This is a genomic window from Phnomibacter ginsenosidimutans, assembly GCF_009740285.1.
Taxonomy (GTDB): Bacteria; Bacteroidota; Bacteroidia; order Chitinophagales; family Chitinophagaceae; genus Phnomibacter; species Phnomibacter ginsenosidimutans.
Window position 1 is genome coordinate 2,249,418 of record NZ_CP046566.1, and the last position, 15,980, is coordinate 2,265,397.

The following is a 15,980-nucleotide window of genomic DNA, read 5'->3' on the forward strand; positions in this document are numbered from 1 at the left end:
ATGAAGGCGGGCCTTATAGCACAGAAATACTTTTTCATACGGAAATTTAAAAATAGAAGGATGCAGATTTGCAACCCCGGCAATTTACGAAAACGGTTAAGTAACTAAATGTGGCTGGCATAATTAGAAATGTACTTTTGAGAAAGCCGCATTTCATTGTCCAACAGTGAACCGACTACTACGCAACGAACCATTGCTTTGCCAACAAGAAGCGTAGAAAAGACCGACTGCATTGCCTCGCATCGCTGAGTAGTTGATACGGCCACCCTACATAACTCTCTGTCCGTTGATGATGAAGGTATAATCCCGCAAGTGTGCCTACCCAAAACAGCAACACAGATAGCCAGTTCCAAAACGATTGTACAACCATTCATGAAACCTGTTTCTACTAATACGCTATTTAAACATTGCTATGGCCGCTATGCTATTGCGGCTGTAAATGTGTTCAATATGGAACAGGTACATGCATTGTTTGCAGCAGCTCAGGCCAGCAACGCTCCCATCATTGTTCAGCTTACACCTGCAGCCCGCAACTACGGCCATCCGGAAATGCTGCATGCCATGGTGACTGCCGCGGCAAACATTTACCCCGATGTGGTACATGCTATTCATTTAGACCATGGCAATGAAGTACATGCAGCATCTGCCATTGCAGCAGGTTACAACGCCGTTATGATTGATGCATCACATGATCCTTTTGAGCAGAATGTAGCCCGTACCAAAGCTGTGGTAGACATGGCTCATGCCAGTGGCATTGCTGTTGAAGCAGAACTGGGTGTACTGGCAGGTGTAGAAGATGATCTGAGCGTAGATGAAGCACATGCAAAATATACTGATGCAGCACAAGCCAAATCTTTTGTAACACAAACTCAGTGCGATAGTCTGGCAGTTGCTGTGGGTACCAGCCATGGTGCTTATAAATTTAGCGGCAAGCAAGGTTTGCAGTTTGATGTATTGCAACAAATACAACAAGCACTGCCCGGCTTCCCGTTGGTGTTGCATGGTGCATCGTTGGTAGATCCTGCCACCATTGAAAATATCAATCAGCATGGTGGTAAGCTGCGCCAGGATGCCAGTGGTGTTAGTGTTGATGCTTTACAAAAAGCCATACAACTGGGTATTTGCAAAGTGAATATTGCTACCGACCTCCGCTTATTGTGGGCCAGTGTATATCGTACTTTTTTTCATACACAACCAGATCAGGTTTGACCCGGTGTTGCCGGGAAAAACATACATGCAGGCCTGCCAGCAGTTATTGGCTGAACGTTTTGAAGTATTGGGTGCCAGCGGCAAGGCAGCTGAATTAAAAACAATCATTGCATGAGTTATCAATCGCCACTCATCAGAAAACCAATGCCAGTAGGCTGCTACCAAAAAATTGTAGCCGCCGATGCCGGCTGGACACACCTGAACATGGAAGCCCGGCTAATGCAGCAAGGTGACACATGGACTGGCAATACCGGCGACAATGAATATGGATTCATTTTGCTGAGTGGCAATTTTTCAGCAACAACTTCTAAAGGCAACTGGGCAACCAGCAATGGCAGAAAGCATGTGTTTGCAGGCATTGCACACACATTGTATTTGCCACGCCATACCGACTTCTTCATCACCGCTACTTCACCTGTACTAGACATTGCGGCAGGTTGGTGCAAAGCCGATGCTGATTTTCCTGCAAAATTTAAAACGCCTGCAGAAGCAGCCATAGAAATACGGGGTGGCGACAATGCCACACGGCAAATCAATAGCCTGATAGAACCCGGCTTTGGGGCCAGCAAACTGGTAGCAGTAGAAGTGTATACGCCAGCTGGCAACTGGAGCAGCTATCCGGCACATAAACATGATGAAAGAAATACCAGTGCCGACGGACAACTATTGGAAGCTGCACTGGAAGAGTTATACTTTTTCAAAATGCAGGGCGATGGCGCATTTGCTATACAGCAAGTGTATACAGAAGACCGTAGTTTGGATGAAGTGATTAAAACACATAACAATGATGTAGTGCTGGTACCCAAAGGTTATCATCCGGTGGTGGCTGGTCATGGCTACCCTTGCTACTACCTCAACTTTTTGGCCGGCTCCGATCAATCGCTGGCCAATACACCCGACCCCAACCATGTATGGATGTTTGATGCATGGACAGGAAAAGATCCGCGGGTGCCACTTGTAACTGCAGCTATGAACGAAGATTCTACCATATGACGCAACGAGCTTTTGAACTAATCACTTTTGGCGGATCCAGCATTGATCTGTACTCACAAAATATTGGTGCCGACTTTGTGGACATCAAAGGTTTTGATGCGTTTGTAGGTGGCTCGCCACTCAACATTGCCGTAGGTACAGCAAGGTTGGGTGCACAAGCCACATTGCTTACAGGAGTTGGCCACGATAAGATTGGTGATTTCATTCTTCATTTTTTAGAAAAGCAAAATGTAAACACCAGTGCTATCCCCCGCATTGAAGGCGCCAGAACGAGTGCTGTGGTTTTGGGCATTGAACCTCCCGACCGTTTTCCGTTGGTGTACTACCGCGACAACTGTGCCGATAGTCAGGTAACGATTGATCATGTGATTGCAGCGAATATTCCGCAATACAAAGTGCTTGAAGTATCTGGCACGGCGCTGAACATAGAACCCAGTCGCAGTGCGGTTTTCTATGCTATCGAAACAGCTTACGACAATGCTGTAGATGTGGTGCTTGATATCGATTTCAGAGCAGACCAATGGAAAGATCTTCGTTCGTTTGGATTGATGGTGAGAGCCATTTTACCCAAGGTAAAAATTGCCATTGGCACAGAAGAAGAAATACTCGCTGCCACGCTGCAGGATGCTAAACAAGTACAAATCAAACACCAACAAATTTCTGCTCCTGAAATCAAGGGCAACATCGACGAATCCATTCAACGGATACTGCAATCAGGTCCCAAGGTGTTGATTGTAAAACGTGGTGCCAAAGGTGCCAGCATTCATTTGAAAGATGGCAGCGTTACAGAAGTACCGGGTTTTCCGGTAGACATTTTGAATGTACTTGGTGCTGGCGATGCCTTTGCCAGCGGCTTTATTTATGGCTATCTGCAAGAATGGGATTTGTACAAATGTTGCCGCATGGGCAATGCCAGTGGTGCTTGGGTGGTACAAAAACCCGGCTGTGCCAACGATATGCCTTATTACGATGAACTGATGGCATTTGTAGCACAAAGAGGCGGATTGTAATTAACTCAAAACAACGAACAGCGATAACGCAACAACCTATGAAACAAGCCACCAAACGATTGACCGTAGCACAAGCCACATTATTGTATTTGCAGCAGCAATACGTAGAACGTGATGGTTTGGTGCAACCCTTCTTTGCAGGCTGTTTTGGCATTTTTGGCCATGGCAATGTGGGTGGTATTGGGCAGGCTTTGCTGGAAAATCCTTCCTTCAAATATTATCAGTGCCGCAATGAGCAAGCCATGGTACACAGTGCCATTGCTTATGCCAAAGTGAAAAACAGATTGAGTGCTTTTGTGTGCACCACCTCTATCGGTCCGGGTGCTACCAACATGATTACAGGTGCGGCAACCGCCACCATCAACCGATTGCCAGTGCTGTTGTTGCCGGGCGATATTTTTGCCAACCGCTCTGTTGACCCTGTATTGCAACAACTGGAAAGTGAGCAGAGCAACGATGTGTCTGTCAATGATTGTTTCAAACCCGTTTCAAAATACTGGGATCGCATCAACCGGCCGGAACAGCTGATGGCTGCGTTGCCAAAAGCATTGCGCATTCTTACTTCGCCTGCTGAAACCGGCGCAGTTACATTATGCATGCCGCAAGATGTGCAGGCAGAAGCATTCGATTTTCCCGTTGCATTTTTTGCCAAAAAAATATGGACCGTGCAGCGGCCATTGGCCGACCGGGCATTGCTCAAACAAGCAGCCACGTTGATTGCGCAAGCCAAGAAACCCATCATCATTGCAGGTGGAGGTGTTATTTATAGCGACGCCAGCTTAGCACTGAAAAAGTTAGTCAACAAAACGGGCATACCTGTAGCAGAAACCTTTGCTGGCAAAGGTTCACTGCGGTACGATGAACCGCAAAACCTTGGTGCAGTGGGTGTAACAGGTACACCAGGTGCGATTGCTATCTGCGAGAAAGCAGATGTAGTAATTGGCATTGGTACCCGATACAGCGATTTCACCAGCATGTCGCAGTCTGGTTTCCAGCACAACAAAGTACAGTTCATCAACATCAATATATCTGCGTTCGATTCACACAAACAAGGAGCATTGGCATTGGTAGCCGATGCCCGTGAAACCATCATCGAACTCAGCAAATTATTGGGCAATTACACGGTACCGGAAGCTTATGCTAAAACTGTTGCGAGGTACAACCGCAGTTGGAATAAGCAGGTGCAACAAGTGTACGATTATCGTCATGCACCATTGCTGAGTCAGGGAGAAGTGATTGGTGCGGTCAACAGTTTTGCCAAAGAAAAAGACATTGTGCTTTGCGCAGCTGGCAGCTTGCCCGGCGACCTGCACAAACTCTGGCGTACCGCAGACCCCAAAGGATTTCACCTCGAATACGGTTACTCCTGCATGGGCTATGAAATAGCCGGCGGACTAGGTGCAAAAATGGCCGACCCCAGCCGTGAAGTGTACGTGATGATTGGCGATGGCAGCTACCTGATGATGTCGCAAGAAATCATTACTTCCATACAAGAAGGTTTTAAACTCACCATTGTATTGCTCAACAATCATGGTTTTGCCAGCATTGGTGGTTTGTCTACCGCATTGGGTTCGAAAGGATTTGGTACTCACTATAAATACCGCAATGCAGCCACCGGACAACTCGATGGCAACTACCTGCCGGTAGACCTGGCAGCAAATGCTGAAAGCTATGGTGCGTTAGTTATTCGGATAAACAATCATGATGAATTGCAAGCAGCGTTGGTACAAGCAAAAAAACAGACCGTACAACGGTGATTTACATGAACACCGACAGAGAACATCGTGTAGGTGGCTTTGGCTGGTGGGAAGTGCCCATTTCAGAAACTTCAGGGCTTAGCAGTATTCAGCAGAGCCTGAAAGGTCTGAACCAAAACAGACAGAAAAAACGCAGATACCTCTAACAACCATTTTCAAAATATTGCCAACATGAAAGTATTACAAAACTATATCAACGGTGCCTGGGTAAGCAGCCAATGCAGTAGCACAAAGCCCGTGGTAAACCCCGCCAATGGCGAAGTGCTGGCACAGGTGCCCTACGGCGATGCAACCATACAAGACGTAGCCAGTGCTGTGGCAGCAGCGCAGGCCGCTTACGAAGAATGGAAGCGGGTGCCGGTACTCCGTCGCATACAACCATTGTACAAACTCAAGCAACTGCTGGAAGAAAATACCGATGAGATAGCCCGGCTGATTACGCTGGAATGCGGTAAAACATTGGCCGAATCAAAAGGTGAATTGCAAAGAGCTATCGAAAATGTAGAAGTGGCTTGCGGTGCCCCAATGCTCATGCAAAGTGAGTTTTTGGAAAACATCGCATCAGGTATTGATGAATACATGATTCGTCAGCCGTTGGGCGTAACGGCATGCATTGCGCCGTTTAATTTTCCTGCCATGATTTCTTTTTGGTTTTACCCTATGCCATTGCCACCGGCAATAGCATGATTGTGAAGCCATCAGAAAAAGTGCCACTCACCATGATGAAAATATTTGAGTTAGTCCATCAGTTGGATTTGCCCAAAGGCTTACTAAACATGGTGCATGGTGGTAAAGAAAGTGTAGATGCTATTCTTGAACATCCGGATGTAAAGAGCATCAGTTTTGTAGGCAGTACGCCGGTGGCCAAATACATTTACGCCAAAGGAACTGCACATGGAAAAAGAGTGCAGGCACAAGGTGGCGCTAAAAATCCCGTTATCATTTTACCGGATGCCGATGTGGACATGACCACACAAATTATTACCGATAGTGTGTATGGTTGTGCGGGTCAGCGTTGCCTTGCAGCTTCAGTAATTATAACAGTAGAAGACAATGGCAATATGCGGGATGCTTTGTATGCAGCTGCGCAAAACAGAAAAACAGGATTTGGTTTGGAAGCCGGTGTAGAAATGGGCCCTGTGATTACACCAGAAAGCAAACAACGCATAGAAGACTTGATAGCACTGGGTGAAAAAGAAGGGGGCTCTCTCCTGCTCGATGGTCGTGGCACCAGCATCAGCAACTTCGAGCAAGGCAATTTTCTTCGTCCTTCCATCATTGAAAATTTGCCCTTGCAAAGCAGCCTCATGAAAACAGAAATCTTTGGTCCGGTGATGACATTGTTGAGCATGAAAACCATAGATGATGCCATTGCATTTGTAAATGGCAATAACTATGGCAACATGGCTTGCCTGTTTACCAGCAGTGGTAGCAGTGCCCGCAAATTCAGAAACGAAGCCATGGCGGGCAACATCGGCATCAACATTGGTGTGGCAGCACCTGTGGCTCAGTTTCCGTTTAGTGGTTGGAAAGAAAGTTTCTTTGGCGACCTGCACGGACAAGGCAAACATGCCATTGAATTTTTTACGCAAACCAAAGTGGTGGTAGAACGCTGGCCCAAAGAATGGACACGAAAATTTTAAAGCAGATTGTATGTCAGCAACAATAAAAATAGCCAATGCACCATGCTCATGGGGAGCACTTGAGTTTGAACTCGAAGGCAAATCGCTGGGCTACACGCAGGTGTTGGACGAAATGCAGGAAACCGGATATGCCGGCACAGAGCTGGGCGATTTGGGATTCATGCCTACTGATCCGGCAGCATTGAAGGCAGTAATTGCACAACGGTCATTTGATTTGCTCGGCGCTTTTGTGCCAGTAGCATTGAGCCAGGCCGAGGCACATACTGCAGGCATAGAGCAAGCATTGAAAACCGCTAAACTCATGCACGACGCAGGTTTCAGTCATGCATTCATTGTCTTAGCTGATGAAAATGGCAGTGTGTATGAGAGAACCAATAACGCTGGCAGAATTACACCCGACGCAGCATTGAGCACTGCCGCCATGGAAGTGTTTGCAGCTGGTGCCAATGCCGTAGCCAAAGCTGTAAAAGAAACGTATGGCATGCGAACAGTATTTCATCATCACTGTGCAGGCTATATAGAAACACCAACGGAAATCAACCTGTTGATGGAGATGACCGATCCGGATTTGCTCGGCTTGTGTTTTGATACCGGGCATTTTTCTTTCGGTGGTGGCACCAATCATGTTGCATTTATGCAGCAGCACAAAAGCCGTATCTGGCATGTGCATTTCAAAGACTTTTCTCCAACGGTTGCAGCTGCGGCAGCAGCAAACCAATGGAACTATTTTCAATCGGTGGCCCATGGCGTGTTTTGTGAGTTGGGCATAGGCAATGTAGATTTTGCTGCTGTAAAACAATTGCTGCTCGATTGGGAATACAACGGATGGATTGTGGTGGAGCAAGATGTGTTGCCAGGCATGGGCAATCCAAAACAATGTGCTGAAAACAACAGAAAATATTTGCACCAAATAGGACTCTGAGTAACGAGGTGCTTCAACTTTTGTGAACCAAGAAAATACTACACCGTGAAACAAATTGGCATTGGTCTGCTGGGCTTTGGCCGCATTGGCAAAATCCATTTCAGAAACATCATGCACTATTTTTCGAATGCAAAAATGGTGGCCGTAGCAGATCCGCAAGTGGCTTGCTGCAGATTTTACAGCGAAATACAACAACGTGTTTTTTTCGAACAATGAGGAAGACGTCATTCATCATCCTGATGTGGAGGCCGTGTTGATTTGCTCTCCTACCAGTGCTCATGCCAAATCGCTGGAACTGGCATTGGCTGCAGGAAAACATATTTTCTGCGAAAAGCCCATGGACCTTTCTCTGGAAACGACTACCACTTTGGCCAGCATTGCTGCACAGTCTGATGTGAAACTCATGATGGGTTTCAACCGTCGCTTCGACCCTGACTTTATGAAAGCCAGGGAAACAGTACGTGACGGAAAAGTGGGCAACGTGCAGATAGTGAAAATTACCAGCCGCGACCCGGGGTTGCCTCCCATTGATTACATCAAAAATTCTGGTGGCTTATTCATGGACATGGCCATTCATGATTTTGACATGGCCCGCTACATGATGAATAAGCAAGTAGTGGAAGTTTTTGCTAAAGGCCTGGTGATGGTTGACCATGCTGTAGCCGATGCCGGCGATATTGATACGGCACTCACCACGCTGACATTTGAAGACGGCACGTATGCGGTGATTGATAACAGTCGCAAAGCTGTGTACGGTTACGATCAGCGTATTGAAGTATTTGGAAGTGCCGGCATGGTACAGGTAGAAAACAACCAGCACAACAGAAATATTTTGTACAACGAGACTGGCATACATCAGGCATTGCCGCTCGACTTTTTCATGGACCGGTATGCAGAATCGTATCTCCGCGAAATGGGATTGTTTATTGAATCGTTGCTGCACAACAAGCCTGTGCCCGTAGGTGCCGCCGATGCTTTGGCCGCTACCCGCATAGCTGTAGCCGCCAAAAAATCGATGCTCGAAGGAAGGCCCGTAGCCATTGCCGATGTATTAGCTACTACAATGAAACCAACCAGCAATGGTATTGCCGTTGCATCTTGATGGGACCGTGATGATAAAATGGAAGCAGGTGTCTGATATCAGGCACCTGTTTTGTTTTGTGTAGATTTTCTTTCTACCAACACAGATGGAATAATGACCGGTTTTTTGGTGTAGCCATAATCTTTCCCTTCCATCAACGTAAACAGAATATCCGCAGCATTTTTACCAATCTCAAATGCAGGCTGCGTTATAGTGGTCAATGATGGATTTAAAATTGGCGCTGTTTCCACCGTTGAAAACGCAACTACCTTCAGTTCATCTGGTATCTGCACTCCCAACTCATGACAAGCCAGGTAGGTTTGTATCGCCAGCCTTTCTACCGAAGCTACAATACCATCAACCGTACCGCGGTTGGCTATCACTTCTTTTATGTGTTCATGGGTATGCGTATCGTTGGCACTGAAATAACAAATGGCATTCTCGTTGGGCAATCCGGCTTCGGCCAATGCTGCCAAAAAACCTTCGGCCCTTTTGGAGCAAATAGCCAGATCTGACGACACAGAAAAGAAGCGAATGTTCTGGCAACCTCTCTCGAGCAACAAGCGGGCACTATTAAAGCCACATTCATAATCGTTGGTAATTACTTTAGGCGCAGCTATCGATTCCAATTCCCGATCGAAAAAAACAACCGGCAACTTTTCATCGAGCAGTTTTTGAATGTGTGCTCCGTTTTGAGTTTCACTGGTTACTGAAATCAACAAACCATCTACCCTGCCGCTTCTGCAATCTTCTACAAACGATTGTTCAATCACAAAATTTTCATGCGACAAATAGATAAGAACGTGGTATCCTTTTTTTTCCGCAATCGATTGTATTCCGTTAATGGCAAGTGAAAAAAAGTTGTCGGCTACCTCAGGCAAAATGACGGCGATGGTTTTGCTGCGCTTACGCCGAAGGCTACTGGCATAAGGGTTTGGCGTGTAGTTGAACTCTTTTGCTGCTTCTAAAACCTTCTTCTTTGTCTGTTCACTTATTTCATGGCTATCCCGCAGCGCTTTAGACACCGTTGCAACGGAAAAGTTGAGAATTTTCGCCAGTTCTTTGATGTTCGTTTTTCTCATGAAAGCTGCTGAAAAAAGTATTCAGGTTGAAATGTAACGGGATTCTGTGAAACAGGCATCCTGTTTACGAAAACGGTTAAGTAAATAAAAGGGATTCAATTGGTTTTACTCTAAAAAAAAGGGCTGATTTTAGATGCAGAATTAATGATTGCTTGTGGGTAAGAATACGTTTGCTGCCATCAAACAATTCCCACGATACAGAGAGTAGAACAACGAGAAAGTGCCATCCTTCCACAAGCAATGATTGACAGGAATAGCCGATGATATTGAAGCCAAACAATATCATCAATTACCAAAACAACGATATACAAGCTGCCGATTTACCAAGTTTAAAAAACGCTCAACACAGGTTGAACCAATAGCATTGTGTGCAACAAAGTTTGCCATTGGGTATCTGTATTGCCATCAACAACTGACAATATTCCCCTTAATTAAAACCAATCAAAATTTCTGATTATGCGCATGTCGATTACTTCGTGGCTAACCAGCAGGATAGCAATGCTATTCACCATGCTACTGCTCGGCCCCCTGTTCGTATTAGCACAGGATGCCACCCGGGAAATTAAAGGTACCGTTACCGACAACAACGGCGGACCACTGCAGGGTGTGTCAGTTTTAGTAAAAGGAAAATCAACCGGCACAGCTACCAACAACGCAGGTATGTACACGGTAAAAGCTGCTAACGGTGATGTATTGGTGATAAGCTATGTGGGCTTTCTGACACAGGAAATTACCGTAGGTGCTTCAGCAAACTTCAATGTATCGCTGAAGCCGATTACCAATGAAAACACAGATGTGGTAGTGGTGGGTTATGGCCGTTCAACTAAGAGAACCGTTTCCAGTGCCATCACTTCTATTAAACCTGAAGACTTGAACCGCGGTGCCATTGGCGACGTTGGTCAGTTGCTCCAAGGTAAAGTGCCCGGCCTCAACATTACAGCCAGTGGTGATCCTAACCGTCCTGCTGCCGTTATTCTGCGTGGTCACTCTACAGTAAACAGTCCTGGTGGTCCGTTTTATGTAATTGATGGTATACCCGGTGCTGATATCAATGCAGTTGCTCCAGATGACATTGCTTCGATGGACATTTTGAAAGATGCCTCTGCTACGGCAATTTATGGTAACCGTGCATCGAATGGTGTAATTATGGTGACCACCAAAAAAGGTAAGAAAGGCAAAACGCAAGCCGCATACAATGGCTATGTTGGTTTTGAAAATGTAAGCAGCAGCCTCGACCTGATGGATGCAGCACAACTGAGAGCTTACTCACAAAAAAACAACTATACACCAAACGCTAATGATGATAAAGGTGCAAATACAGACTGGATGAAAGCCATTCAGAAAAGTTCTGCTGTATCACACAACCACAACATTTCTTTCAGCGGTGGTACAGACAAAAGCATGTATAGTGCCAGCCTCAACTACCTGAAAAAAGATGGTATCATTTTACAAAGTGATCTGGAGAGAGTGGTTGGCCGATTGAGTGTAGAACACCATGCGCTGAATGACAAACTCATTTTTGGTTTGAACATGATGAGCAGCAACAGCAAGGCATCAAATGTGCCGCTGCAAAACATGGTATTTCAGCAGGCAGTGAAGTACAACCCCATGTCGCCTGTATACAACGACAATGGCACTTTCTTCGAAAACTTCAACAACCCCAGCTATTTCAACCCGGTATCTATTATCAAAAATGCGGTGGATGATACCAAGTACGGTTCATTGCAAGGCAACTTCACCATTGAAGCCAAACTGCCTTTCAACCTTACGTTCAACAACAACCTGGCATACCAGCGTGGTACCTGGCTGCATGGCGAATATTACAACAGCTACTATTCTCAAAACTACAGCACAGGTAGCTTTTACACCAATGGCGACCCGGGTGGCGGCCGCAGCCTGCGCAACTTCTTTGCTAATGGTTTGGCCTACAGAGGTTACTATCAGAGCAGTTCTAAAACTCTGGAATCTTACCTCACTTGGGACAAGAAATTTGGTTTGCATAAATTGAAAGCCGTGTTGGGTTACAGCTGGCAGAAAAACACCAACAACGAAGGCTTGCAAACCAGCCAAACCAATTTTGTAAACGATTACACAGGATACAATAACCTGGGATTGGGCAACTACCAAACTGTAAACGGATTTGCCGTTGATTATGGTGGTTCCGTGTATGAAGAAACCAACTTCATTTCAGACTTCTTCCGTTTGAACTACGACTTCAATGAAAAGATTTTGGTACAGGCATCTGTAAGAAGAGATGGTAGCTCTGTATTTGGTAAAAACAAAGAGTGGGGTTATTTCCCTGCTGCCAGTGTGGCCTATCGTTTGTCTGAAGAAAGCTTCATCAAAAACCTCAACATTTTCAATGACCTGAAGTTGCGGGTGAGCTATGGTGAAACAGGTAATGCATTCGGCCTCGGCGCTTACAATGCGCAGCGCCTGTACAACAAATCTGGTACATACTATAGCAACGGTGTATTTGCAGCATCATTCCGTTCTACACAGGGTTCTAACCCAGATTTGCAGTGGGAAGTTACCGCCACCAAAAACATCGGTATCGACTTCGGCATTCTGAAAGGCAAAATTTCCGGTTCGGTGGATTTGTATGAAAAGACAACTACCAACATGGTATTTCCTTACAGCGTTGCACAGTCTATTGACCCCAGTGGTTTCTTGTGGTTGAACGTTGGTGAAATCCGCAACCGTGGTATTGAATTCATGGTGAATATCAATGCGATTACAAGACGTGATTTCAGCTGGAATACCACACTGAACCTGGCCAGCAACCAAAACCGTATTATGGATTTGAAAGGACCTGAGCAATATGGTGTAAATGCTGACTCTACTTACTATACGCAAATTGATGGCCCCGGTACTACTGGCAGCCGCTTGCAATTGTTGGCTGTAGGTGGACCTCTCGGTCAGTTCTATTCTTTCCAGTACATGGGCAAAGATGCCAACGGCAACTCCCAGTTTTTGAAGCGTGATAAAACTTTGACCACCAACCCATCCAACATTTCTGATTACCACTATCTTGGCAGCCCTCATCCTACCTTGATGTTTGGTTGGAGCAACACTTTCCGTTACAAAAACCTCGATCTGAATTTCTTCATCAGAGGCGTATCTGGCAACAAGATTTTCAATGCCACCCGTGCAGATTTGTCTTACGTAGTTACTGCCGGTCAAACAAACATCAGCCCTTATGCTGCTGATGATAAAAAGACTGATGCCAGAAACAACAACTTCTCTTCCCGCTATGTAGAAGATGGTTCTTACATCCGTTTCGACAACGCTACATTGGGCTATCGCGTCAACATCAAAAACGAACATATTTCAAACCTGCGTTTCTATGCTACAGTGAACAACCTGTTTGTGATTACAAACTACAAAGGCATTGACCCCGAAATCAATCAGGGTGGTGCATCACTGGGTGTTGATTACAACAGTTTCTATCCTAAAACCCGTACCATTCTTTTGGGTGTATCAGTTGGTTTTTAATGTTTAAAAAATCTTTTTATGAATAAAATGAAACATCTTTTAATAGTGGCACTTGCGGGTCTTGTAATGGGCTCCTGCCACAAAATTGAAGTGACGCCAAACTCGTTGTACACAGAAGAGGTGTTCCCAAAAACAGATGCCGAATTTCAATCGGTAATGGGAACCATCTACACCAGTTTGCGTGGGCACTATTCACTTGGTTATTGGTTTGCACAAGAACTCAGTTCCGATGAATCAATTTTGCCCGTATATGGTGGCAACTGGTTTGATGGTCAGGGTTACATTCAACTGCATCGCCACGATTGGAACAAAGATCATGGCTGGATTACTACCGTGTGGAACGATGCCTATTCTATTGTAGGCTTGTGTAACCAAACCATGTACATTTTCCGCAATGCTCCCGATGGCGATTCAAAAAACACGGCGATTGCAGAATTGAAAACATTGAGAGCATTTGCTTACTGGGAATTGCTTGACATGTTTGGCAACGTGCCTTTGGATACGGTATATCCAAGCCCCGGCGTTCAGGCAAAAGCTGCACGGGCACAGGTTTTCAGCTTTGTAGAATCTGAATTGAAGTCTGCAATTCCTTATTTAAAAACAGCAACCGGAAGCAGCACCTATGGTAAAGTAACCCGCTGGATGGCCAATGCACTGCTGGCAAAACTGTACCTGAATGCTGAAGTATATGCTGGTAGCCCCAAATACAATGAAGCGATTGCTGCATGTGATGCTGTCATTGCCTCAGGCAACTTTGCCTTAGAATCAAGAGGTTCCTACCTGACGCAGTTCTATCCTACCAACGGTCCTGCCAACAAAGAATTCATCTTTGCTATTCCCTACGACCCCTCAACCAGTAATGGTTACCTCTTCCATGGTCGTTATGATTTGAACCGTAACCTGGGTATTAAGTATCGTTATTCTGGTAGCACACCTGGCAATTACTCGTTCAATCAAATCATCATGAACCAGACTTCTGGTAATGGTTTGATTAACTCTCGTCCGAGCGGACCACGTGCAACACTGTCAAGTTTCTACAACAGTTATTTCAAAGCCGACCCCAATGACATCCGCAACAACCAGTGGTTGGTTGGTCTTCAGTATTGGAGCGATGGTAGCCCTATAATGGTAAGAACGACAAAGAAGGGTTATGATCAATTCTATACAGGTGCTGATGGCAATGCTGAATATATTTACCATCTGTCTATCGACTCAGTAATTGCAGCAAGACTCAATCCTGCTTCTATCGATTTGGGTAATGATGAAGTGGCATGGAACATGGGCATCCGCAACATCAAGTTTTATCCCGACGCTAATTCATCGAGCCGTAACCAAAGCAACGATGCCCCACTCTTCCGTTATGCCGACATATTGCTTATGAAGGCTGAAGCTATTTTGAGAGGCGGCACGGCCACCAATGGCCAAACGGCGCTATCTTTGGTAAACAGTGTACGCAGCAACAGAACTACTTCTGCAGCATGGACAGCCGTTACTTTAGATGATTTATATGCTGAACGTGCCCGTGAATTTACTTGGGAATGCTGGCGCAGAAATGACATGATCCGCTTTGGCAAGTATGAAACTTCTTATGGTTTCAAAACTAATGCCGACACGTATCGCCGCATTTTCCCAATACCTACCATGGCTATGAATACCAACCCTAAGCTGGTACAAAATCCTGGTTACTAATTTCTTTTCATAAGCAAGCAAGCAGTTAGAAGAACCGGGGTATTATTGCCCCGGTTTCTTTTAACACCAATTGCCGAATTGTTGTCCTATGAAAAAAACAGTCGTTTCTCTTCTGCTGCTTTTTGCCATTTGGCATCATGCTGATGCACAAATATTCATTCGTGATAGTGCTGATATACCTAAGAGCAACACGCCACAAGTATTGCCCAAAGCCCTGCATTTTTTGGTCATGGGCGATTGGGGTCGTAATGGTGCAGACCATCAAAGAGAAGTTGCTGCGCAAATGGGCAAAACTGCCAGTGATATGAAAACGCAATTCATCATTGCAACGGGAGACAACTTTTACCCAAGTGGTGTGATGAGTGAACATGACCCACTGTTTCATTATTCATTTGAAAATATTTATACTGATTTCTCTCTACAATGGGATTGGTATTTGATTCTGGGCAACCACGATTACATGACGAATCCTGATGCACAAGTAAAGTACAGCAGCATTAGCCGCCGATGGAAAATGCCCGCCAGGTATTACAGTAAAAAGTTTGCCATCAATGGCGATACTACACAACAAGTGTTGATTGCCTTCATCGACACAAACCCTTTGATACCGCAGTTTTATGGCAGTCCGCAGTATGGAGCAGCAGTAACCAATCAAGACAGCACTGAACAAAAAAATGGCTGGAAAATGTATTGAGCGATGCATCGCCCAATATAAAATGGAAGCTTGTTGTTGGCCATCATCCTATGTACACTGGCGGCAGCAGAACCGAAGGCTATGATACCAAAGCCATCAGAAACTCATTAAAGCCACTGTTGGACAAATACAAAGTAGATGCATACATCAACGGGCATGAACATAGCCTGCAACACATTAAACCAGCAGGCGTTACTCATCATTTTATCTCGGGAGCAGCATCTGAAAGAACAGCTGTAAAGCTGATACCTGATGCCAGAATGGTTGCATCTACCTATGGATTTATGTTGTTTTCTGTAACGGCCAATCATATGTTAGTACAAACCATTGACTATAATGGCCAAATCATTTACAGCAGCAACATTGCCAAATAATCAATAGCTTATTTTATCATCAGCACCGGTA

15 protein-coding genes are annotated in these 15,980 nt (G+C 45.4%); 14 read left to right on the top strand and 1 reads right to left on the bottom strand.

Annotated features, from left to right (window positions below):
- Positions 1-372 precede the first annotated feature (372 nt).
- The 10 genes from GLV81_RS09805 to iolG all read left to right on the top strand — a co-directional run bounded on the left by GLV81_RS09805 (position 373) and on the right by iolG (position 8,636).
- Entirely contained in the window at positions 373-1,209 is an 837-nt protein-coding gene (locus GLV81_RS09805) for a class II fructose-bisphosphate aldolase (protein WP_197428204.1), read from the top strand.
- 111 nt (positions 1,210-1,320) lie between these two features.
- Entirely contained in the window at positions 1,321-2,202 is an 882-nt protein-coding gene (gene iolB / locus GLV81_RS09810) for a 5-deoxy-glucuronate isomerase (RefSeq protein WP_197428205.1), read from the top strand.
- Positions 2,199-3,212 carry a 5-dehydro-2-deoxygluconokinase gene (gene iolC / locus GLV81_RS09815; RefSeq protein WP_157478705.1) on the top strand — a complete coding sequence of 338 codons (1,014 nt, stop codon included), beginning with the start codon at positions 2,199-2,201 and terminating at the stop codon, positions 3,210-3,212. Before iolB ends, iolC begins: the two co-directional genes overlap by 4 nt.
- Before the next feature lie 38 nt (positions 3,213-3,250).
- Complete coding sequence (gene iolD / locus GLV81_RS09820; protein WP_197428206.1) at positions 3,251-4,969, top strand: 3D-(3,5/4)-trihydroxycyclohexane-1,2-dione acylhydrolase (decyclizing); 1,719 nt, start codon at positions 3,251-3,253, stop codon at positions 4,967-4,969.
- A gap of 5 nt (positions 4,970-4,974) precedes the next feature.
- Positions 4,975-5,115, top strand: coding sequence for a hypothetical protein (locus tag GLV81_RS19370; RefSeq protein WP_197428207.1), 141 nt, complete (start codon positions 4,975-4,977; stop codon positions 5,113-5,115).
- Positions 5,116-5,140: 25 nt separating this feature from the next.
- A complete protein-coding gene (locus GLV81_RS19375; RefSeq protein ID WP_197428208.1) occupies positions 5,141-5,656 on the top strand; it encodes an aldehyde dehydrogenase family protein in 516 nt (171 codons plus the stop codon).
- Positions 5,617-6,612, top strand: a complete 996-nt coding sequence (locus tag GLV81_RS09825; protein WP_197428209.1) for an aldehyde dehydrogenase family protein — start codon at positions 5,617-5,619, stop codon at positions 6,610-6,612. Before GLV81_RS19375 ends, GLV81_RS09825 begins: the two co-directional genes overlap by 40 nt.
- A 10-nt stretch (positions 6,613-6,622) precedes the next feature.
- Positions 6,623-7,534 (top strand): TIM barrel protein, encoded by a 912-nt coding sequence (locus GLV81_RS09830; RefSeq protein ID WP_157478706.1) that lies wholly within the window; start codon positions 6,623-6,625, stop codon positions 7,532-7,534.
- 45 nt (positions 7,535-7,579) lie between these two features.
- On the top strand, positions 7,580-7,750 hold the full coding sequence (locus GLV81_RS09835; RefSeq protein ID WP_157478707.1) for a hypothetical protein: 171 nt from the start codon (positions 7,580-7,582) through the stop codon (positions 7,748-7,750).
- A complete protein-coding gene (gene iolG, locus GLV81_RS09840; RefSeq protein WP_197428210.1) occupies positions 7,731-8,636 on the top strand; it encodes an inositol 2-dehydrogenase in 906 nt (301 codons plus the stop codon). The genes GLV81_RS09835 and iolG overlap by 20 nt, the downstream gene beginning before the upstream one ends.
- 38 nt (positions 8,637-8,674) lie before the next feature.
- Here iolG and GLV81_RS09845 read toward each other — a convergent pair whose 3' ends face one another.
- A complete protein-coding gene (locus tag GLV81_RS09845; RefSeq protein WP_157478709.1) occupies positions 8,675-9,697 on the bottom strand; it encodes a LacI family DNA-binding transcriptional regulator in 1,023 nt (340 codons plus the stop codon).
- A gap of 510 nt (positions 9,698-10,207) precedes the next feature.
- Between GLV81_RS09845 and GLV81_RS09850 the strand changes: the two genes are divergently transcribed.
- The 4 genes from GLV81_RS09850 (at position 10,208) to GLV81_RS21245 (ending at position 15,949) form a co-directional block, all read left to right on the top strand.
- The gene (locus GLV81_RS09850) at positions 10,208-13,192 is read left to right on the top strand and encodes a SusC/RagA family TonB-linked outer membrane protein (protein ID WP_246185918.1); all 2,985 of its coding nucleotides are present in this window, start codon (positions 10,208-10,210) and stop codon (positions 13,190-13,192) included.
- 18 nt (positions 13,193-13,210) lie between these two features.
- Positions 13,211-14,881, top strand: a complete 1,671-nt coding sequence (locus GLV81_RS09855) for a RagB/SusD family nutrient uptake outer membrane protein (RefSeq protein ID WP_157478710.1) — start codon at positions 13,211-13,213, stop codon at positions 14,879-14,881.
- A gap of 88 nt (positions 14,882-14,969) precedes the next feature.
- The gene (locus tag GLV81_RS21240) at positions 14,970-15,575 is read left to right on the top strand and encodes a metallophosphoesterase (protein ID WP_157478711.1); all 606 of its coding nucleotides are present in this window, start codon (positions 14,970-14,972) and stop codon (positions 15,573-15,575) included.
- Entirely contained in the window at positions 15,572-15,949 is a 378-nt protein-coding gene (locus GLV81_RS21245) for a metallophosphoesterase (protein WP_197428212.1), read from the top strand. The genes GLV81_RS21240 and GLV81_RS21245 overlap by 4 nt, the downstream gene beginning before the upstream one ends.
- The last annotated feature ends 31 nt before the right edge of the window (positions 15,950-15,980 follow it).

Bases quoted from the DNA above. Each gene is read 5' to 3' on its own strand.
- GLV81_RS09830 (WP_157478706.1), top strand. From the start codon at position 6,623: ATGTCAGCAACAATAAAAATAGCCAATGCACCATGCTCATGGGGAGCA.
- iolC (WP_157478705.1), top strand. From the start codon at position 2,199: ATGACGCAACGAGCTTTTGAACTAATCACTTTTGGCGGATCCAGCATT.
- iolB (WP_197428205.1), top strand. From the start codon at position 1,321: ATGAGTTATCAATCGCCACTCATCAGAAAACCAATGCCAGTAGGCTGC.
- GLV81_RS09845 (WP_157478709.1), bottom strand. From the start codon at position 9,697: ATGAGAAAAACGAACATCAAAGAACTGGCGAAAATTCTCAACTTTTCC.
- GLV81_RS09805 (WP_197428204.1), top strand. From the start codon at position 373: ATGAAACCTGTTTCTACTAATACGCTATTTAAACATTGCTATGGCCGC.
- iolD (WP_197428206.1), top strand. From the start codon at position 3,251: ATGAAACAAGCCACCAAACGATTGACCGTAGCACAAGCCACATTATTG.
- GLV81_RS09855 (WP_157478710.1), top strand. From the start codon at position 13,211: ATGAATAAAATGAAACATCTTTTAATAGTGGCACTTGCGGGTCTTGTA.
- GLV81_RS21240 (WP_157478711.1), top strand. From the start codon at position 14,970: ATGAAAAAAACAGTCGTTTCTCTTCTGCTGCTTTTTGCCATTTGGCAT.
- GLV81_RS19375 (WP_197428208.1), top strand. From the start codon at position 5,141: ATGAAAGTATTACAAAACTATATCAACGGTGCCTGGGTAAGCAGCCAA.
- GLV81_RS09850 (WP_246185918.1), top strand. From the start codon at position 10,208: ATGCTACTGCTCGGCCCCCTGTTCGTATTAGCACAGGATGCCACCCGG.
- GLV81_RS19370 (WP_197428207.1), top strand. From the start codon at position 4,975: ATGAACACCGACAGAGAACATCGTGTAGGTGGCTTTGGCTGGTGGGAA.